The sequence below is a fragment of the Jejuia pallidilutea genome (genome assembly GCF_002973595.1).
GTDB lineage: Bacteria > Bacteroidota > Bacteroidia > Flavobacteriales > Flavobacteriaceae > Jejuia > Jejuia pallidilutea.
The window spans coordinates 85,610-107,248 of sequence record NZ_PVEO01000008.1 but is presented as its reverse complement, the minus strand read 5'-3'; the positions used below and the strand labels follow the sequence as shown (position 1 = coordinate 107,248).

19 protein-coding genes are annotated in these 21,639 nt (G+C 33.8%); all 19 read right to left on the bottom strand.

Annotation, left to right across the window (positions count from 1 at the left end; genetic code table 11):
* Positions 1 to 3 precede the first annotated feature (3 nt).
* The 19 genes from CLV33_RS13540 to cydB all read right to left on the bottom strand — a co-directional run bounded on the left by CLV33_RS13540 (position 4) and on the right by cydB (position 21,633).
* On the bottom strand, positions 4 to 1,374 hold the full coding sequence (locus CLV33_RS13540; protein ID WP_170064024.1) for an efflux transporter outer membrane subunit: 1,371 nt from the start codon (positions 1,372 to 1,374) through the stop codon (positions 4 to 6).
* Positions 1,355 to 2,389: a hypothetical protein gene (locus CLV33_RS13535; RefSeq protein ID WP_105474365.1), complete on the bottom strand. Its 1,035-nt coding sequence runs from the start codon at positions 2,387 to 2,389 to the stop codon at positions 1,355 to 1,357. The genes CLV33_RS13540 and CLV33_RS13535 overlap by 20 nt, the downstream gene beginning before the upstream one ends.
* The gene (locus CLV33_RS13530) at positions 2,379 to 3,452 is read right to left on the bottom strand and encodes an HlyD family secretion protein (protein ID WP_105474364.1); all 1,074 of its coding nucleotides are present in this window, start codon (positions 3,450 to 3,452) and stop codon (positions 2,379 to 2,381) included. Before CLV33_RS13530 ends, CLV33_RS13535 begins: the two co-directional genes overlap by 11 nt.
* A complete protein-coding gene (locus CLV33_RS13525) occupies positions 3,452 to 3,892 on the bottom strand; it encodes a potassium channel family protein (RefSeq protein WP_081956289.1) in 441 nt (146 codons plus the stop codon). Before CLV33_RS13525 ends, CLV33_RS13530 begins: the two co-directional genes overlap by 1 nt.
* Positions 3,893 to 4,231: 339 nt before the next feature.
* The gene (locus CLV33_RS13520) at positions 4,232 to 4,441 is read right to left on the bottom strand and encodes a YgaP family membrane protein (protein WP_045371923.1); all 210 of its coding nucleotides are present in this window, start codon (positions 4,439 to 4,441) and stop codon (positions 4,232 to 4,234) included.
* 18 nt (positions 4,442 to 4,459) lie between these two features.
* Positions 4,460 to 4,765, bottom strand: a complete 306-nt coding sequence (locus CLV33_RS13515; protein WP_042245641.1) for a hypothetical protein — start codon at positions 4,763 to 4,765, stop codon at positions 4,460 to 4,462.
* A 214-nt stretch (positions 4,766 to 4,979) separates the two neighbouring features.
* Entirely contained in the window at positions 4,980 to 8,195 is a 3,216-nt protein-coding gene (locus tag CLV33_RS13510; protein ID WP_105474363.1) for an efflux RND transporter permease subunit, read from the bottom strand.
* A gap of 282 nt (positions 8,196 to 8,477) precedes the next feature.
* Positions 8,478 to 9,557, bottom strand: a complete 1,080-nt coding sequence (locus CLV33_RS13505) for an efflux RND transporter periplasmic adaptor subunit (RefSeq protein ID WP_105474362.1) — start codon at positions 9,555 to 9,557, stop codon at positions 8,478 to 8,480.
* 65 nt (positions 9,558 to 9,622) lie between these two features.
* Positions 9,623 to 10,933 carry a TolC family protein gene (locus CLV33_RS13500; protein ID WP_105474361.1) on the bottom strand — a complete coding sequence of 437 codons (1,311 nt, stop codon included), beginning with the start codon at positions 10,931 to 10,933 and terminating at the stop codon, positions 9,623 to 9,625.
* An 83-nt stretch (positions 10,934 to 11,016) separates the two neighbouring features.
* Positions 11,017 to 11,658, bottom strand: coding sequence for a DUF2202 domain-containing protein (locus CLV33_RS13495; protein WP_105474360.1), 642 nt, complete (start codon positions 11,656 to 11,658; stop codon positions 11,017 to 11,019).
* A 315-nt stretch (positions 11,659 to 11,973) separates the two neighbouring features.
* Positions 11,974 to 13,431, bottom strand: a complete 1,458-nt coding sequence (locus CLV33_RS13490; RefSeq protein WP_105474359.1) for an NAD(P)/FAD-dependent oxidoreductase — start codon at positions 13,429 to 13,431, stop codon at positions 11,974 to 11,976.
* Positions 13,432 to 13,585: 154 nt separating this feature from the next.
* On the bottom strand, positions 13,586 to 14,707 hold the full coding sequence (locus CLV33_RS13485) for an ABC transporter permease (RefSeq protein ID WP_105474358.1): 1,122 nt from the start codon (positions 14,705 to 14,707) through the stop codon (positions 13,586 to 13,588).
* Between the two features lie 107 nt (positions 14,708 to 14,814).
* A complete protein-coding gene (locus CLV33_RS13480; protein ID WP_105474357.1) occupies positions 14,815 to 15,921 on the bottom strand; it encodes an ABC transporter permease in 1,107 nt (368 codons plus the stop codon).
* A gap of 131 nt (positions 15,922 to 16,052) precedes the next feature.
* Positions 16,053 to 16,781 carry an ABC transporter ATP-binding protein gene (locus tag CLV33_RS13475; protein WP_105474356.1) on the bottom strand — a complete coding sequence of 243 codons (729 nt, stop codon included), beginning with the start codon at positions 16,779 to 16,781 and terminating at the stop codon, positions 16,053 to 16,055.
* A 49-nt stretch (positions 16,782 to 16,830) separates the two neighbouring features.
* Complete coding sequence (locus CLV33_RS13470) at positions 16,831 to 17,733, bottom strand: ABC transporter ATP-binding protein (RefSeq protein ID WP_211297568.1); 903 nt, start codon at positions 17,731 to 17,733, stop codon at positions 16,831 to 16,833.
* Complete coding sequence (locus CLV33_RS13465; protein WP_105474354.1) at positions 17,733 to 18,626, bottom strand: HlyD family secretion protein; 894 nt, start codon at positions 18,624 to 18,626, stop codon at positions 17,733 to 17,735. The genes CLV33_RS13470 and CLV33_RS13465 overlap by 1 nt, the downstream gene beginning before the upstream one ends.
* An 11-nt stretch (positions 18,627 to 18,637) precedes the next feature.
* Positions 18,638 to 19,888: a TolC family protein gene (locus CLV33_RS13460; protein WP_105474353.1), complete on the bottom strand. Its 1,251-nt coding sequence runs from the start codon at positions 19,886 to 19,888 to the stop codon at positions 18,638 to 18,640.
* Between the two features lie 2 nt (positions 19,889 to 19,890).
* Positions 19,891 to 20,505, bottom strand: a complete 615-nt coding sequence (locus tag CLV33_RS13455) for a TetR/AcrR family transcriptional regulator (protein ID WP_105474394.1) — start codon at positions 20,503 to 20,505, stop codon at positions 19,891 to 19,893.
* 90 nt (positions 20,506 to 20,595) lie between these two features.
* A complete protein-coding gene (cydB, locus tag CLV33_RS13450; protein WP_105474352.1) occupies positions 20,596 to 21,633 on the bottom strand; it encodes a cytochrome d ubiquinol oxidase subunit II in 1,038 nt (345 codons plus the stop codon).
* Between the last annotated feature and the right edge of the window lie 6 nt (positions 21,634 to 21,639).

Genomic DNA, 21,639 nt, shown 5'->3' with positions numbered 1-21,639 from the left:
TAATTAGTTTTGTTGGTTCCACCCACCACCTAAAGCCAGATAAAGTTTTACAACAGATTGTAATTGCGATTTATAACTTTCGGAAGCAGATAACTGTGCCCCAAATAACGCCGTTTGTACATTTAAAAATTCTAAAAATGAGGTAGTACCTTCGTTGTAACGTACCCAAGCTAAATTGTACGCTTCGTTGGCCAGTTCTAACTGAGATTTACGTATTTCCACTTCTTTCTTATAGGTTTCAATACTAATTAAAGCATCTTCAACCTCCTGAAAAGCTGATAAGTAGGCCTGTTTATAATCTAGTACCAAACGCTTAAACTGCTCCTCTTCTACAGTTATGGTATTATTAATTCTATTATTGTTTAACAAAGGCCCAAACATATTGCCTAATAAGTTTCCAAATGTTGCAGAAGGATTCAACAGTTGTGCGCCAATATTAAAATTGAATTCAAAATTTGGATACCTAAAAGCTTCGGTGGCACCTAGTTTTGCTAATTGAGCCTTAAGTGCCAATTCCGACCTTAAAATTGATGGTCTTCGTCTTAGTAAACCTGCAGGAACACCTGTGGGCAATTGAGATGAAAATACTTGGTCTTGCAGGGGTTTTCCTCTTGGAATTGATTTAGGCAAACACCCTAAAACGGTACTTATACCATTTTCAATCTGCTTTCTAGCCCTGTACAAGGCTTGCATTGTTACTTGTATGTCTTTTAAACTAATATGAATTTGATTTACATCTACTTTTGAAATAAAACCCCCGTCGAATCTTGCATCAATAATATTTTTATATTTTAACATGGACGACTCCATTTCTTCAGAAATAAAAATTTTGTTATCTATATCCCTAAGCGTAAAATATAATTCGGCAATTTGCGCCACTAAGGTGGCTTTTACTTCAAATGCAGCCATTTCTGTTGCTAAGTAAGCCTGTAAAGCAGCTTCGTTTTGGTTAGCAATACGCCCCCAAACATCTAAAGTGTAAGAAACCTGACCAACCGCTGTTACCGAATTTTGGTAATCGGGAAGCAACGATGTATTGGAAGTTTCTGCGCTTAAACCATAATTAACCGCTGGTAATAGCTGCGCTTTTGCAATTTGCAATTGCAGTTGCGACTGTTTAATACCTATAACAATATTTTGTAAGGGCAAGTTACTATTAAGACCTTCAGCAATTAAACTGGTTAGTGTAGAATCATTAAAAAATGCCCACCACTCCGTATCTGCTAAACTAAGACTATCTATATCTTTAGATGAAAACGTGGTTGGGGTTTCAATTTCTGGTGCTACATATGCTTTTTTAATCTTACAACTTGAAAAAGAGAAAATTAAGACTAATATAAAAAGATAGAGCAAACTATATCTTTTCCGTTTCATGTATTTCTGGATCATTAAAATAGGATATAATTTTATAAGCTAAAACAACGTAAACTATGGCGATAAGAATACCTATAAGCCTATCTAAAACCTTGTCTCCTGCCGTATCGCTAGATGTAACAATAACACCCATAACTACAAAAAACGTACGATATGCCATAGCATAAATAGCAACTGTTTTTTTATCAGAAAACATTTGGTACACAAAATAAACACCAAAAGCTAAAAGTAAAAATATGTAAAATAAAAACGTTGGGGTAATGGTTAATAAGTTGTAGGCAAAAACAGCTGCCAAACCACCAAAAAAATTAGCTACAATATAAACCAGACTTTTTTTGGATTTATAAATTAATGGATCTAAAGCTAACATCATAATATAGGCAAAGGTTATTACCATGGTATTAGGTCTAAAGAAATAAAAATATAATACCGCAGGCATTATCACCAAAACACCATTTATCGCTATTTTATCTAAATTAAATTTTTCGGTCAACTCATTATTGGCCACAACAGGTGGCGTAATAGTAACAGTCTCTGGAAATATAAAAAAAGCCAATTGGGTAGCTACTAGTGCTATGGCTAAATTTAATGTCATATCCATTAAAACAAGGCCTCCTAAAGGCTCTGCTGTTAAACTCAAAAAAGGAAATAAAAGCGTAAGCGATAAAAATAACATACGTACAGGAACAGGTATTATTACCAACTTAAAACTCCAAAAAATAACAAGACCAACTAAAAGTAATGTAATAACCATAAAATCTTGAACAAAACTTCCTAAAACCAAGCCTGCCAACCCAAGACCGTAAATACCAATAATAATACCTATAGATTTTTTTAGCCCAAGTGCATTTTTACCTTTATCTAAAAACAAAATTGTAAAAATTGCCGCTATTTGAGGAGACATTACATTATTAACTGTAGCAAATAACAAGGCAAACATTACACCAAATAAACAACGAATAATGCCGTTGGTGCGGTATGATAATTTTGTATGTAACGCTAACCTATCTAACATAAGATATTTTTGATATAAACCATATCTTAATTTTTGCTAAAGTGTTTAAAATACTGCTATTGCCAGTAAAAACAACAACATCGGCTTGACTTCCTTGACGTAATTTTTTGTAAACCTCTTCATCTTCTAAAGCAATAATTACGGGAAAACGCTGCTGTTCTAACAACCACCCTTTAGAATTTCTCACTGTGGGCAAATTACCCGCACTTGTGGTTTGTGTTTTTACTCCATAGGCAATACTTACTACTTTGGCATCGTAAACCTCACCCGCGTCAATATCAAAAGTAATAGAGGCTTTATCGTTTACCTTTAAATGTGTTAAATTATTTTCGGTAAAATTGGCTTGAATCCATATGGTTTTATTAGAAATTAGCGTAGCTATGGGGCGTCCTGCTGAAGCAAAATAGCCTGTTTCCACATTAAAACTTTCAATAATACCATCAGAAGGCGCTGTAATTACCGTATGTGCCAAATCCCAATTGGCTTTTTCTAATTGATTTAAAACGGCTTTTACCGATGGATTGTTAGCATCGGTTGGCCCTAAAGCAGCCTTCTGTCCGTCTAAATTCGCCTGTGCCGTTTTAACACGCTCTACAGCTGTTAAGTATGAAGATTCTGATCGATCTCTGTCTACTTGAGAAAACGCACCTTCATTTTGTGCCATAACACGTTGTGTACGTTCCCAATTTTTCTTAGCACGCTCTAGACTTACCCTAGCACTGTTTAATTGGGCCGTAGCCCCTTTTAAACCAGACATACCTGCCGTTAAACTTTGTGTAACGTTTTCTAAATTAATTTCGGCTTGTTTTACAGCAATTTCATACGGTGTTCTATCTATTATAAACAGTGTATCTCCTGCTTTTACTTCAGAATGTAAACTCACATTAACTTTTGTTACATAACCGCTAACCATTGGTGCTAAAGACAAGGTTAAGCCTTGTACACGCGCTTGGTCTGTAGATGGTGTAAACCTACTAGACAACACACTAAATATTAATATTAACAGTGCTATTACAACAATAATAATACTTACCTTTTTTGCTGAACCTTTTTTTGATTCCATTAATTTGAATTTAAACTTTTATAAATTTGTTGTATTAGAGAATACATCATAGCTGTAGACCAACCAATTAACATAATGCCATTAATAGCCTCTACGCCCGACAACAAGCGCCAATGTCCAGTTAAAGTTACATCTCCATAACCTAAAGAGGTAAAAGTAACTAATGAAAAATACCAAGCCTCTGAAAAACTTGAGAATAATTGGCTTGTTTCAGTGATGGTCATGTACATTGAAGCCCAAAGTAAGGTTTGCAACGCATGTAACAATGTAAAAAATAAAAATGAGAATATTAATAGCTTTAAAGCTGGTTTTGAAGTGTTTAGTAACATTCCGTTTTTAAACGAAGGCACTATTTGCTTTAACCAAACAACATTGCCATAGGCTTGAACCACAACATTAATTACTATGATAAAAAATCCTACTAAAAGGGTTAGAACCATAAAAGCAGCTTTATTGATTTGCGGTTTCTTGTTATTTTTAGTACTCTATAAAATGTAAGTTATATTAATACAACAGTACACTTTAAACACTAAATTTCAGCACAAAGAAAATAAAAAATTATAAAATAATTTGAGTTAAATACAGAAAATACTTAGTGTACCTCACATTTAAAGAATTTTGAAGCACACTATTTTTTTAAGATTGCACATAGCAACTTATAATATATATAATTAAAAAGCCTCCTAACTAACAACAAAGAACGCTAAAAATAAGCCATAGCATATATTTTTTGCGCTATTAACGTAGTTTGAAGGCATTGGTAGAGTATTAATTACTACTTAACAACTTGTACAGCTTTCACCACCTTTTTTTACGCCAAGTTTTACTAAAATAGTTTCTAATAGGCACCATTTTGTAAATGCAGACTGAATTAAATTTACACCAATAAATACCGTAAACCACATCCAATTTGGGTTTACATAAACGGTTAACACAACGCTTAAAAGCACCATAAAACCTACAATAACTCTAAAATATGTATTTAACATGTTGTTTTATTTTTAAGATTATATAAATTTTTCTATTGGAACTACAACCGCTTTTACAGGGTTGTTTGTTTCTAAATTTGAATTGAATTCTTTAATTAAATTGAATAAGGCATCAATGTTTTTATCTTCTGTAAACGAGAAAAACAAACGCGATTCGTTACCAAATTTTTCGCCTGGAAACCAACTTGATGCCATTAATACGGACGATCCGTTTTTGTAACCATCAATATCTGAACTGCTAAAGTTTTCAATATTTGCCTTTTTGAAAAGTTTTAAAAGGTCTTTTTGAAATTCTTCTACTGCTGTAACTATGACTAATTTCATTTTTTTTAATTTTTTGCAACCTGCAAGGTTTTGATTGTGATTTTATTTATACCTACACAGTTTTTGAAACCTTGCAGGATAACTTTGCTGTCCATCCAAGCGCAGTCGAGAACTTTTTTCAACAACGTCGCTTCATAAAAATCTCCACATACTTTGCGAGCTATATTCAAACAAAACAGATTTTGTTCTCAATAATGCGCGACTAGACAAGTTATTACTTATAATTCTTCTTCTCTATCATATAATACACCAAAGGCACAACCAATAAAGTAAATACGGTTGACACTATGGTGCCGCCCATTAGCGATATGGCCAACCCTTGAAAAATTGGGTCGAACAGTATTACAAATGCACCTATTACAACGGTTCCGGCTGTTAATAAAATTGGTGTTGTACGTACTGCACCTGCTTCAATAGCGGCTTGTTTTAATGGTACACCTTCCGCTGTTCTTAGATTGATAAAATCTATAAGTAATACCGAATTTCTTACCATAATTCCTGCCAAAGCAATCATACCTATAAAAGAGGTTGCTGTAAAGAATGCACCCATAATCCAATGACCTAAAATAATGCCTATTAAGGACAACGGTATGGCTACCATCATTACAATTGGTGCTTTAAAGTTTTGAAACCAACCAACAATGAGAATATAAATAAGGATAATAGCGCCTAAAAAAGCGATGCCCAAGTCTCTAAACACTTCGAGCGTAATTTGCCATTCTCCGTCCCATTTAACGGTATAGTCATCTTCAAATTCTGGCTGCCCCAGATACATTTCATTTATAGTGTAGCCTTCTGGTAACTGGATGTCTTTTAGTTTTTCTTCCATACCCAAAATAGCATACGCAGGACTTTCCAATTCCCCAGCCATATCTGCCAAAACATATACCACACGTTTTTGGTTTTTACGATAAATACTTTTTGCAGACGTCGTTTGTTTAATAGCTACCAAATCTGCAATAGGCACCATAGTTCCCTGTTTAGATTTTACTTTTAATTGTGAAATATCCGTAACAGTAGATTTGGCTTTTTCATCTAAAGCTAATAATAACTCAATTTGGTTTACAGCATCTTCATCATACAAATTTGTAATAGCCCTATTAGAGAGTGCCAAATTCATGGTATAAACAATTTGTTGCGGTGCTACGCCATACAACATGGCTTTTTCTTTATTTATAGTGAATTGATATTCGGTTTGGTCTGCTTCTACCATCCAGTCGATATCCACAACATCATCCGTGTTTTTTAATATATTTTGAACACTATTAGCAATTTCAATTTGTTTATTATAATCTGGCCCGTAAACCTCAGCAACTATGGTAGATAATACTGGTGGTCCTGGTGGCACTTCTACCAACTTTACATTGGCATTATATTTTGAAGCAATTTTTTGAATATCTGGTCGTAATAGTTTTGCAATACCATGGCTTTGGATGCTTCGTTCACTTTTATCCAATAAATTAACTTGAATATCTGCCATATTGCTGCCACCACGTAAATCGTAATGACGTACCAAGCCATTAAAGGTTATTGGTGCTGATGTGCCCACATAGTTCTGATAATTAACAACTTCTGGCCTCGTAGCTAAATATTGGGCAATCTCTTGTGCTACAACACCTGTACGCTCAAGTGTTGTTCCCTCAGGCATATCGATAACCACCTGAAATTCATTCTTATTATCAAAAGGCAACATTTTTACGGCTACCGAATTGGTTAAAAACAAAGCCATTGTACCTAGCAACAATGCAAATGTACCTCCCAAAAACAACCAACGCTTAGATTTACTTTCTAATAAAGGGCGTTCAAACTTGTTATAAACCTTATAAATAAGTGTATCTTCAACAGCCTTTTCCTTTTTTTCCTCGGCACTTTTATCGTCTTTCAAACGCGCAGATTTATCTTTTTCCCTTAAAAAGATATAACCCAAATATGGCGTAATGGTTAGCGCTACAAAAAGCGATAAAATCATAGCTATAGATGCACCAATTGGCATTGGTGCCATGTATGGTCCCATTAAACCAGATACAAAAGCCATTGGCAAAACCGAAGCTATTACTGTAAATGTTGCCAAAATAGTTGGGTTACCAACCTCATTTATGGCATACAAAGCTGCTTGTTTAAAAGGTAAGCGTTTCATTTTAAAATGCCTGTGCATATTTTCGGCTATAATAATTGAGTCGTCCACCACAATTCCTGTTACAAAAACCAAAGCAAATAAGGTAATTCTGTTAAGCGTATAGTCTAACATGTAATAGCTAAGTAAGGTTAGAGCAAACGTAATAGGCACCGATAAAAACACCACCAAACCACCGCGCCAACCCATAGCCAGCATTACTACAATAGTAACTGCAATGATTGAACCTATGAGATGTAAGAGCAATTCTGAAACTTTATGTGACGCTGTTTCTCCATAATTTCTGGTAATTTCTACATGAACATCGTCTGGAATTAACGTGGTACGTAAATGCTCTACTTTGTTAATAATAACTTCTGCAATTTTCATGGCATCGGCACCTTTTCGTTTGGCTACAGAAATGGTAACTGCCGGATATTCAGACTGATACTCTTTGGCCTTTTCGCTACCTTTTCCAAAGCCCAAACTCACATAGTTTTGTGGTACTTCTGGTCCATCTATAATTTTTGCGACCTGCTTTAAATAAATAGGCTGATTTTGCTGCACGCCAACCACTAAATTTTCTACGTCTGTTACCGATTCTAAAAACTTACCTGTATTAACAATAAACTCGGTATCGTTTTTATCAAAACGGCCTGAATTTAATTGGCTGTTATTAGCCTTTATCATTTCAGAAACCGATAAAAAATCTAAACCGCTTGCCGCTAGTTTATCTTTATCTAAAACTACGCGCAACTGCCTGTTTCTACCACCAATTTTATGTGTTATGGCAACGTCGTTTACCTTTTTTATTTCAGATTCTAACTCTTGTGCCATTTGGCCCAATTGGTAATCGTCGTAATTCTCGCTCCATAAAGTGAGTCCTAACATTGGCACATCGTCAATAGCTCGGGTTTTTACCAGCGGAAACGTTACTCCTGCCGGCATTTCATCCATGTGCTTGTTAATTTCGTTGTATAGTTTTACAAAACTACGCTCAATATCTTCGCCTACATAAAACTGAACGATGACCATACCTTGCTCTTTCATGGATGTAGAATACACATATTCCACACCCTTGATATTCGAAATTAATTGCTCTAAAGGTTTAATAACACGCGATTCTACTTCGGTAGGACTAGCACCAGGATAACCCACAAAAATATCTGCCATTGGCACATCAATTTGTGGTTCTTCCTCTCGTGGTATTAAAAACGAACTGTAAACACCAACCACCATAAACACAATCATTAACAAAACTGTTAACTTGGACTGCATAAAGACTTTAGCGATTTTTCCTGCGATTCCTTCTTTCATAATAAGCCCCTTTTAATTCCCCAAAAGGGGAAAACTGAACGGGAAATTGTTTAATTAATATTTATTTTTTGTTTTGGGCGTTTTAACAGGCTATCCACTATATCTTTTTACTTGTTCTCGATACAAATTTGCTCTTGCAAATTCACTCGACCTGACGTAAAAAGGATGCCGTTTCTATCCTTAACGCACTTACTCTTATGTGATTTACGCTTCTATGTAATACCTACAAGTTTTTTGAAACCTTGCAGGATGCTGACAACTGCAACTGCGACTGCCTACTGCCTACTGCACATTAATCTTTGCACCATTATAAAGTTTGCCTTCAGCAGAAACTATATAAGCTTCATCACCGTTTAAACCCGATAATACCTCTACTTGGTCACCAAACGTTCTGCCCAAGCGCAACCAGCGCAAAATGGCTGTATTGCTTTGGCTTACCGTATACACTCCAGATAATTGACCGTTGGTTACAATGGCTTCCGTTGGAATTAAAACCATTGACGATTTTGATTTTCTTTCTACCGGAAATTGTACAGTTGTAAACATGCCAGACAAAATAGTTGTATCTGTTTTATCTAAGTTTATTTTTACCAAATACTGGCCACCTGTGTTTTTAGCAGAGGTACTCACTTCTGTAACTTTTCCTTTTAGGGTTGCGTTTACAGAATTTACCACAACATCAACAGTTGTTCCTGTTTTAATATCTGATATTTCGGTTTCAGGCACCATGGCCACAACCTCAAAACTTCCCGGTGTTTCTATACTTATTAAAGGCATTCCTGGGTTTGCCATATCGCCTTCTTTTACATTTTTGCCCGTAATAACGCCATTAAAAGGCGCTGTAATATTGCTGTAAGCCAATTGCGCGTTCACTTCGTTTTTCATTTGGTTAGCCGCTTCTAATCGCGCTTTTGCCATTTTATAATTGGCCGTTATATCATCCATTTCTTTTTGTGAGGCGCTGCTGTCTGCAAACAGGTTTTGGAAACGCTTGTAATCTTTTTCAGCGTTATTAAATGCTGCCGTAGCTTCGGTAATGCCTGCGTTAACTTGTGCGCGTTTTGCTTGTAAATCGGTATTGTTTATAGAAACCAACAACTGCCCTTTGCGTACTTTATCGCCAACATTAACATGTACTTTATTTACGTAACCCATTAGTCTTGTACTCAACTCTGCACTGTTTGTAGCTTGTATTTTTCCGCTTACAGATAAGAACGGACTGCTGCCGTTAGTTTCTACTTTACTCGTTTTTACAGCAATTGCTGGTGTATTATCTGCAACAACTTTTTTATCTTCGTTTCCGCAGCTAGTAATTACAAAAGCTATTGAAAATGCTATGATGGTATTTAATTTATTTTTCATTTTTATACGTATTAAATTCTAAGAGAATTTATTGTTGTTCTTGTTGTTAATTATGTGTTCTCCTTTTACTCTTTAGTCAAAAATTGAAGGTAAGCTTGCGCGTAATTATACTCAAAAATGGTTTGATAATATTCTAGTTGTTTTTGTGCATATTGTGTTTCGGCCAATAATATATCGGATGTTTTTTCTAAACCTTCCTTAAACCTATTGGTACGTATTCTTAAGGATTCTTCGGACTGTTCTAGTGCTTTGGTGGTTAGCTTTAGTTTGTTTTCGGCATCTAAAAAAGTGCGTTTGGCCTTATTTAACTCTAGGTTACTTTGTGATACGTATTGCTCGTATTCTAATTTAGATTTTTCAAATTCAGCTTTACTTTTTTGGGCTTTTCCAAAACGTTTAGAGCCCTGAAAAATATCCCAGCTTAATTGCGCTCCAAATAAATAGCCGTTAGCATCGGCTTGAAAAATCTGGTCGTCGTACAATTCGTAACTTCCAAAAGCATTCAATCTTGGTAAAAAGGCCATTTTATCGGCTTTGTTCATGGCTTCATAAGCGTTTGAAGCCAATTGCATTGCTTTAATATCCGATCGGTTCTCTGAAATGGTTTGGTCTTCTAAGTTTATTGTGGTTACAGATAAATCATCGGAAGGTTTGTAAACAACGTTGATGTCATCATTCATTAAAAACGACAAATAGTTAGAAGCATTTTGTACATTACTTTTTGCCATTTGTAACTGGTTTTGCACCTCGGTAACTCGCACCTCTACATTTAGCACATCGGCACGTTGCAAATAGCCTTGTTTAAAACTATTATCGGCTATTTTTTTGTTGGCATTTGCGGCTTCTAGGGCTTTTTCTAAAACGTCCACCGCTTTATAAGCCAGTTGTAGTTGCATGTACGCCTTTTCTACTTCAAACGCTAAAAAGTCTTCGGTACGCTCGGTTTTTAAGGCCATAGCTTCCATTTTAGATTTGGCCGCTTTTCGCTGATACAAACCATCTAGATTGATTAATGGTTGTTGTATCTCTAACCTTGTAGCATAATTTTCAATTTGCGAAGGATCGTTTAATAACGCTGGATTAAAATCGTTCTGCGTTAAAATTTCTTGGTTTAATTTAGAGCCAAAGGCCATTAACGGATTTGTAGTGGCAATACCTGTATGGCTTGCCGTAATGTTTGGCAGAAACACTGCGTTTGTTTGGCGATAATCTGCCCTTGCTTGTTTAAATTCTTCTTCAGAAATTTTAATGCTTGTATTGTTTTCTGAAACTCGCCCTAACACTTCTGTTTTTGTAATAGAAATAAGCTCTTGAGCTTGCAACTTCATGTTACTCAAAAGTGCTAATGCTATTAATGTGTATATCGTTTTTTTCATGTCTCGATTAATTCTGAAACAAAAATAGAGCGATAAAAAATGATGGTTAGTAACCTATGTTACTAAAGAAAAAATAAAGTAAACTATTGATTGCATTTTTCGTTATCTTCCAATAGAATAGCATCATACTCTGCTTGAGTTAAAAATTGTGGTATATAAGTGCCTCCTGCATTTTTTAAGCCTGTAATAAAACTCCTTAAATGGTTGCGAGAACCACATTGCAGATTTTTAAACACAGAAATAATACTAGTGGTTTCAGTATTGTTAATTAGGGTTTGTAAATCTACAATATCCAAATCCTCTATTGTGGCACCAATTTTAAATGCATTAACTTTATCTATAGCCCCGTTAATCACAAACTGATTGTAGAGGTCTTGCAAATCTTTATTATTAAATACTCCATCTGGTAAAATTGCATACGCCACATTGTATTTAACCAATAAATCCTCAATTGCGTTCATATGGGTTTGTTCGCTTTTTTTAATATTTGCAAATTGTTTTATAGACCATAAATTGTATAGATAAGCATAGGTATCTCTTGCCAACTTTTCTTCTTCTAACATAAACAGTAAGGCAACTTCGTCTGCGTCTGTTAACACTTCATCAGTAATATCATTATTGTTAACATCGGTATTTTCAATATCGTCATTGTTATTGCTACAAGCGTAAAAAAATGTAACTAGCATTAAAACGATAGCAAAATGCCTTAAAACTGAATTTTTCATGTTATTTAATTTAAAAATCACTTTTAAAATTAGGCAATAAGAAATAGATATCCAGTAACTTATGTTACACATAAAACAAAAAAAAGAGAGCTTAAAAAAACTCTCTTTTTAAGACACTAAATTTAACTAGCGTCTTTATTAACCAACCAAAAACCGACAATCACATCAGTTTACTTTTCGAGTGCCTCCATGTCCTCCAGCCACAATTATCATAATTTTTATGCTCAGATAAATAAATTTGAAAAACTGAAGGATAGGATTCATCATTTTAAATCTTTGATATTTTGAAATTCTCTGTGTCATGATTTTATTTTTTTATTCTGGAATTAACCACCAAAATGGATGCATTTTTGCCTTATAAATAAATGCGTGGTGTAAGGCCAATTTTAACCAATGGCCTGCTAGACCAATTGCTCCAAAGGTTTTACCTAATTGTCGGCCTTGGGTATTAGGGTATTTTTGGTAATCTGGCACAATTGGAAATGTGGTTATGCTCACTCCACTTCCTGAGGTCATTCCAAAACCAGCCGATGCTATGCAAGCTGCTCCCATATTACCCAAACTACCTTTATGTTGTAACGATTCTGTTTTAAATTTTATACTATCTATTATATTATCTGCCACTAATTTGGCTGTAATCCCAGAAGGCATACCTGTTCGCGGTGGCGAGGGCGAAATTACTGTTCCGTTTTTACTTTGCCTTGGTTTAGAAATGGCATGTGGCGGTGCAAATGCTATACCTGGTGCAAATATGTTTTTATAGCTAGGATTTTGATAGGTTTCTGGCCAATCTTGAACAGACCACTCTTCGTATGGTTTAGAGGAATAATCGGCATCTACAATCATAAAACCTTTAAATAATTTATCTGTGATGTCGTTTTCATTTTTATCATAAGCTTTAAAACCATGGCCAGAAAATGCAGGAATAAGCATTGCAAAATCAAAGGTTTCAATTTTATAATCGCCACTTAAAGTTTCATAATACGCTACGCCATCTTCAATTTTATAAACACCTGCACCTGTTATCCATTTAATATCTCGGTCTTCAAAAATCATTTCAACCATTTCATGCGATTTCATGGTCATGCTGCCATAGCTTAACAACATACCATCCATTCCGAAATCGCCTAGTTGATACTCATTAGAAATCCAAGTAATTTCAGCCATGTCACGCACTTTATGTTTCCGTAGTTCTTGTTCAACATTTAAGATATACTCAAAAGCTGCACCTTGACATGTGGATTTAGCGTGCCCAGTTCCTATTAAAATTTTAGCTTTTTTACCAGCTTTCATTTGCTGAATCACCTCATTTAAACCTTCCCAAGCATGATCTGCGTGTGTGTAGGTACATACTGAATATATTTTGTTTTTCCCAGGAATTAAACCTTCAGTAGCTTCAAAGTTTAATTTTGGTCCAGTTGCATTTATCAAATAATCATAGGTTACTTTTTCTCGTTTCCCTTGTTTATCGCCTGTAACATATTCTGCCAATACATAAGGTTTTTTTTCGCTTTTATCGCCTTCAGGATAAAACGAAACCGCTTTGGCTTGTTTATAACCAATATTTTTCTTTTTGTATAATGGCGCTAGAGGAAATAAAATGCTATTAGATTTCATTCTACCAATACCAACCCAGATGTTTGAAGGAATCCATTGGTAGTTGCTGTTTGGCGACACTACTACCACTTCGTGTGCTTTTGATAGCTTTCGTCTTAAATGAGACGCTGCTACATGCCCAGAAATTCCGGCGCCTAAAACTACAATTTTAGCCATTTGTTATGATTTGGTTTTGTGAATTTATATGAATAAACAGTATTGAAAAATGATATTCATCAATTTGACAAACTTTTTATAAGTACACCTTATCCACAACATAAAGATTATACTTTTTAAGTAGTTAAACAGTAACCAATGTTACACAACCCATTCAATTTGTTTTCTTGTAACTCCACACTGCTAATCCATTTATTACAAAAGCATAAAGCGCTGTTTTTAAAAGTTGTGGAAGTATGTCTAAAAATCCAGACCCTTTAAGCATTACCATACGCATTACTTCTACAAAATATTTTATTGGATTAAATTCCGTAATCAGTTGCGCCCATTTTGGCATGCTTTCAATTGGTGTAAATAGTCCACTCATTAAAATAAAAACAACAACAAAAAACCACGAAATAAACATAGCTTGTTGTTGTGTTTCCGTAAAATTAGAAATAAATAACCCTATGCCTAAGACCACAAAAATATAGATGGACGTGTATAAATACATGAGTAGTAAACTGCCTATCATTGGGATGTTAAAAATAACTTTTGCAAGTATTAAGCCTATGGTTAACAGGCCTATACCAATAACCCAAAACGGAAACAGCTTACCCACAATGAATTGGCTCTTTTTAATTGGTGTAACATTTATTTGCTCTAAAGTGCCAATTTCCTTTTCGCGAACAATATTCATTCCAGATAAAAACAATGTAATCATAGTAACCAATAACACCAATATACCTGGTACCATAAAAGTTTTGTAATTTAAGGTTTCGTTATACCAGAACAAGGGAATGGTTTTTATGTTTATTGGTTGAATTTGTTGATCTGGAATCTGTACTAAATTTACTTTTAAGTTTTGATTAAAACGTTGAATAATCTGTGTTATATAGACGTTTTCTACACCTGCAGCAGCTCCATCTATAGCATTTATAGTAACGCCTAAATTGTTATATTTTTCTTTTTGTAAATCACGCTCAAAATGGTTAGGAATTTCTAAAACCACATCTATTTCCCCTTTTAACATTGCTGCACTTGCTTTGTTTAATGAAGTAAAATTGGTGAGTACATTAAAATAGGTTGAGGCAGTAAATTTTTCAGTTAAAGCTCTAGAAGTAGTTGTACGGTCATTATCCACATAGCCAAATTTTATATTTTTTACTTCAAAAGTAGCTGCATTAGATAATATTACAAGTTGTAATAACGGCAATACAAAAATGATAGGTAGCATGCCTTTATTTCTAAAGATTTGCTTGAATTCCTTTTGTACGATATATAATATTGTTTTCATATCATTTCCCACCTTTGGACTCCACTCAAGATAAACTTTAGTGGGAATCTCTTTATTTTTTATTGATCCCTACAAGGTTTTTTAAAACCTTGCAGGATAATTATTTTTTACTCCAGTCTTATTTTATACTTCTTGACACTCAAGGCAATAAAAAAGACCGTCATACCTACTAAAATCAAAGTTTCCTTCCATATAAATTGAAGACCAACACCTTTTAGCATAATTCCTTTAATAATGATTACAAACCATTTAGCAGGAATAATATTGCTAATAATCTGTAATGGTAAAGGCATACTAGAAATAGGAAAAATAAAACCCGAAAGCAAAATAACTGGAAGCATTAAGCCCATTAAGGAAATCATCATAGCGGTTTGTTGAGTAGCCGAAATGGTTGAAATTAAAATACCCAAAGCCAACGCACTTACAATAAACAATATACTTTCTAAAGCCAATAAAAAAAGGCTTCCCTGAACTGGCATTTTAAAAATGAAAATGCTAAGCATTACAATAACCACTGCATTGATAATGGAAAGGAAAATATACGGAAACACTTTACCAACAATTACCTGAAAGGGTTTTAACGGCGAAACCAAAAGGATTTCCATAGTTCCTAATTCCTTTTCGCGTGTAATGGAAATAGACGTCATCATAGCAGAGACTAACATTAAAATTATGGTCATTACACCAGGTACAAACATATATACACTCTTTAACTCGCGATTATAGACCATACGCGTTTGTGGTATAATTTGATAAGCCAATTTAACGTCTTTGTTTAATTCTTTTTGATATTGCTGAAGTATGGCATTTATGTAATTACTTATGGTATTTGCAGTATTTGGATCTGTTGCATCGGTAATAATCTGTAGTGTTGCATTATGCTCTTTAATGAGATTTTTACTAAAATCTTTCTCAAAATTTAAAACAGCTTTAATTTTCCCTTTTTTAAAGATGGTTTCGATATCAGATTCTTTTGTTATAACCTCATTGATGCTGAAATATGTTGATGCTGAAATTTTATTGATAATCGCTTCTGTTGTAGCATCTTTTGAATGGTCTAAGATTGCGATATCTACATTATTGATCTCGTTGGTAATAGCAAAACCAAAGAGCATAATTTGCGCAATAGGCATACCGAAAAGAATAAACAAGGAGCGTCTATCCCTAAAAATATGGTAAAATTCTTTTTTTATAAAACCTATGAATCTTTTCATCTCATGTTCCTGCGAAGGCAGGAATCTTTTAAATTAGTAATCTTTTTTATTTTAATAAGTTTTTTCTGTTACACAGAGATGCTCAAAGTTTTTTAAAATTGTAAACTGTGACTGTAACTGAAAACTCTTTTTCATTCTCTTGCCAATTTTAAAAACACATCATTCATATTATCTACTTTAAAATATTCTTTAAGTTTTTTTGGTGTGTTCAATGCTTCTATTTTACCGTTAACCATTATGGAAACACGATCGCAATATTCTGCTTCATCCATATAGTGCGTAGTAACAAATACCGTTGTACCATTGTGGGCAGCTTTATAAATCATTTCCCAAAACTGACGCCTAGTAATAGGGTCTACACCTCCTGTTGGCTCATCTAAAAACACAATTTTTGGATCGTGAAGTAAGGCTACCGAAAAGGATAGTTTTTGTTTCCAACCTAGTGGTAATGCGCCAACGAGTTTGTTAGCTACGTTTTCTAAACCTAATTCTTCTATTAAAACTTTTGACTTTTCTTTAATCTGTTTTCTAGATAGCCCATATATCCCTCCAAAAAAGGTAATGTTTTCTTTTACCGTTAAATCGTCGTACAAGGCAAATTTCTGGCTCATATAGCCAATACTTTTTTTAATGTCTTCGGCATTAGTAAAAACATCATATCCAGCAACCGCTGCTTTTCCAGAGGTTGGTTTAGAAATGCCTATCAACATTTTCATAGCAGTGGTTTTTCCTGCTCCGTTTGCACCAAGAAATCCAAATATTTCGCCTTTTTCAACGTTAAATGTAATAGCATTTACAGCTGCAAAATCACCAAACATTTTGGTTAATTCTTCTACTTGTATAACTTTGTTTTTATTCATCTTTGATGTTTACAGCTACAAGGTTTATAAAACCTGTTAGGTCTGGTTTTTATTTCGCCAATTCCATAAAGGTATCCTCAATAGTTGCTACAGTTTTATTAATGTGTATGTTTGATAAATTTTGAGATTCTAAATACACTTTTAACGCTTTAGGGTTAAAATCTGTTCTACGGTCTGTATAATGTACAAACTCGCCAAAAGGGTACACGCTATGGTTGTGCTTATAAGTTTTTAAACTATTGATGAGCTTATACATATTATCTGCACTTACATTATAAATTTGATTTGGATTATGTTTTACAATAGCTTCTGGTGTATCAATTTCTAGTATTTTTCCGTTTTGAATAAGGGCAATTCTATCGCATAAAGCGGCTTCGTCCATATAAGGTGTAGATACTAAAATGGTAATATTTTTTTGTTGCAGTCGTTTTAGCATTTCCCAAAATTCTTTTCTAGAAACGGGATCTACGCCAGTTGTTGGCTCGTCTAAAAACAATACTTTAGGTTTATGGATTAGGGCACAGCACAACGCTAATTTTTGTTTCATTCCTCCTGATAATTTACCAGCTCTTCTAGTTTTAAAAGGTTCTATTTGCATGTAGATGTCCTTGATTAAATCGTAGTTTTCTTCAACGGTTGTTCCAAATATTGTAGCAAAAAACTCAAGGTTTTCTTCTATGGTTAAATCTTGGTACAGCGAAAATTTCCCAGGCATATAGCCAACACTATTTCTAATGTTTTTATAATCTGAAACCACATCAAAACCAGCAACTTTGGCTGTACCCTTATTGGCAATTAAAAGTGTGGTTAAAATTCTGAACAACGTTGTTTTTCCCGCACCATCAGGTCCTATAAGTCCAAAAAGCTCGCCTGTTTCTACCTTAAAGGAAATATTTTGTAAGGCTTTTACTTTTTTGTATGATTTTGATATGTTAGAAATATTAATGCTCATTATTTACGTGTTAGCCACATTTCTGCAGGCATGCCTATTTTTAAGCTTCCATCATTTTTTACATCTATTTTTACAGCATATACCAATGCCACACGTTCTTCTTTGGTCTGTATTATTTTGGGTGTAAACTCTGCTTCCGAAGCTATCCAAGATACAGTGCCTTGGTAAGATTTCATCGTTTCAGCATCGTCAATTTTAACAGTAACCTCTTGCCCTATCTTTATGTTGGCCAATTGAGTTTCACTAATATAAACCCGCAATTGCATGGTATTTAAATTGGCTATTTTGTACAATGGTTTTCCAAATGCAGTAATCTCGTTTGGTTCTGCATATTTGGTTAAAACCGTTCCGTTTTCTGGATTTATAATTTTACTTTTCTGAATTTGGTCGTCTATTTGTTTTAGTTGTACATCTATAGATTTTAACTCATTAACAACAGGTGCATTTTGTATTTCAACACTTCTAATTTGGTTTTTTATAACATCTATTTCGCCTGTAATATCATCTAGTTGTTTTTGGGTTGCAGCATTGTCCTTAATTAAGTTTACAACTCTTTCCTTGTTGGTTTTTGCCATTTTTAATTTAGAATTTAACACTGCAATTTGTGACAACACACCTTTGGATTTTGAACTAATAACTGCTTTAGATACTTTTAATTGCTCTCGTTTTAAAAACAACGGAATAGTATCGATATAGCCAATAAATTGGTTTGTTTTTAGCACTTGCCCTTCATCTAGGCTAAACTGCATTAACTTACCGTTATTTTCGGCTGAAATGGTAATTTCGGTCGCTTCAAAATTTCCATAACCATTGGCTTTTTCGCCGTTATTGCCACAAGAAATTAAGCTGTAAGCCATAATGCTTATTATTACAATGTATGTGAAGTTTTTCATTTTTTAAATCGTTATTGTCCTTTTATAATATTATAGTTTGCTTTTGCTAGTTGTAGCTGAATTTTATGTTTTAGTAAAGTGTTTTCATCTTCATATAAATTGGTAAGTTCGGTAATGTAGGCTGAAGAAGTAATAACACCATTTTTAAGTTGGGAGTCTGCAGTTTGCAACACTGCTTTTCTAAGGTTTATTATTTCTAAATCGGAAATGATAAATCCCTCTATTTTGTTAATTTCCTTTTGTTGTTGGTTTAGCTCAATGTTTGTATTTAGCTTAAATGTTTCAGCTTGGGTCTCTAAAACATCTTTATTTATGGCTAAAGATTGTCGTTGTTTTTTAATCGAGTTCCAGTTAAAAATATTCCAATTTAACTTAACACCTACCGTGTAAAATGTTTGAAATGAATTATCTAGCATATTTAACCCAGGATTACCATAACCGCCTATGGCAAAACCTAATAATTTTGGTGCGTTTTGTTTAGACAGTAAACTTTCTGAAGTTGTAATTTCCTCTTTTTTAAGTTGAAACAAATCCAGTTCCGGACGTACCAAATCGGTTTGTATATTGATTTCTAACAATGGTTTTTGAAATTGTGTAGAAATATTTAATGGCTGATGGATTAGGCTAGAAAGCGTTTCAATAAGTACCTCTTTATTGCTAAGTAATTCTTGGGATTGTTGATTTATTTTTAACAATTCAGCTTCCAAAACTTTATCAGAAGATGATATAATAGTACCATATGTTATACCCGATTGTACTTCTTTTAATTTGGCTTGTAGTTGAACTTTTTTGGCACTTAACAACTCTTGGGATTCTTGAGCTAATAAAATAGAAAAATAGAGTTGATTAATATGCTGTTTTAGCTGGTACAAGCTAACCTCCACCTGTTTTTGTTTGGTTTTAAGCTGTGCCGATTTTAAATCTAAAGAAGCGTTAATTACGCCTCCATTATAAATCAATTGATTAACCGAAACAGTAGCTCGATATTGGTCTTTGTTTAGCGGCTCTATATTTGTATTAGGAATAGGTATTTCAATCACATCAGATTGATAGGTAGCTTGCGCATCTAAACTAAATTGTGGCAATTTAGATGTTAAAACAACCTCTTTTTCTAATTTATTTTGGGCATCTAATAATTGAGTTTGTTTTGCCAAAGGATAATTATCCTTCACTAATTGGTAACACTTCTCTAGCGTAATGTTTTGTTGTGCAATACTGGGTAACGCCATTAACATAGTAAAAATAAGGATTAGTTGTTTCATTTTTAGAGAACCTTTATGGAATTAATAATGAAATTAGCAACTTCGGTTTTTCGATCTTCCATAAGTTGTTTGTAGTGCTCATTATCTGTATTTGTGAATGCCATGATTAGTGGTTTTGCAACAAATGGAAAGATATTTAAAGCCATAATATTGATAAATAATTGTTCTGCACTAATGGATTTTATTAAACCATTCCTAACCTCTTTATCTACCTGTTTTTTGAACTTCTCAATGTTTGGAAAACTTTTATTCTCTTTTAACTTCATTATAAAATCTTCATTTCTATTTAATTCCTGAATGATAAAATTTGGCAAATAAGGATGCTTAATTATAAATGAAATATAGTTTGATGTAAAGTTTTTTATTTTTTCATCAATAGAAGAATTGTCATTTAAAACAGTATTTAATTGTGGTGCCAACAATGAAAAAGCATTATTAAAAACAGCTTCAAACAGTAATTGCTTATTTCTGTAATAGTAGTGTAACATGGCTTTGTTAATCCCTGCTTTATCTGCAATTTCCTGCATACGCGCACCATCCATTCCTTTGGCCTGAAACACGTTTTTAGCAGCATTTAATATTTGCTCTTCAGTATTTTCGTCTTTTGTCTTTTTCATATTAACTATATGGTTTAACCATTTGGTTAACAAATTTACAAAAAATAATCAAACTTAAACGTGTTTGATTATTTTTTAGCTTAAATTTATTTAATAACTAGTATCATCCAACTTTACTTTGCCATGAAATGTTTTATATAAGAACAAGAAATATCCCGCCAAAAGTGGTGCGCCTATTAAAACTATAGTTAGCATAATGCCTAATGATTTTTGAGACGATGCGGCATTATAAATAGTTACGCTATATTTAGGGTCTACAGTAGAGGGAATTAATACGGGATACAATTGAAATGCTACCAGCATTAATAAAAATGCCATTGTTAACGATGAGAAGACAAGTGCATGGGCATACTTTTTCTTTGAGACTAGCCTTGGTACATTTGCTACAGCTAAAAAAGCCAAAACTGGGAGAATAAAAAATATAGGGGTTTCTTTAAATTTATTAATTACTCCTGGTAAAAAAGTTAACGTATATGTAGAGGTTACCGCAAAACTAATGAGAAATAAAACCATACCTCTTTTTAACAAAAAGGTTAATCTGGTATGTAAACGCCCCTCGGTTTTCAATAATAAAAAAATAGCACCCTGTGTCATGAATACAGACAAAGTTGTAAAACCAACCATAACAGAATAAGGACTAAGAAATGAAAAGAAAATTCCACCCTTATAAGAAAAATTCTCATGCAGCTCAAAACCCTGTAAAATATTAGCTAAAACAACACCTAATAAAAAAGCTATTAATGTATTTGATATAAAATAAATAATATCCCAAGTTTTTCGCCACCATAACATTTTTTCGGCGCTTCTAAATTTTATTGCTGAAGAACGCAACACTAGCAACATTAAAAACAACATAAAAGGCACGTACATTGAAGATAACATAGTTGCATACATTACTGGAAACCCTGCAAATAAAGCACCACCACCTATAATTAACCATACTTGGTTGGCATCCCATAGCGGACCTATAGCATTAATAGCTATGCGACGACTTAAATCTTTTCTTAAAAATAAATGCCATGCGCCCGCACCATAATCAAATCCTTCTAAAATAGCATAACCTGAAAATAATAAGCCTACTACTAAATACCAAAGTGTTGGGTAATCTAATCCTAAGATAGTTTCCATAGTTAT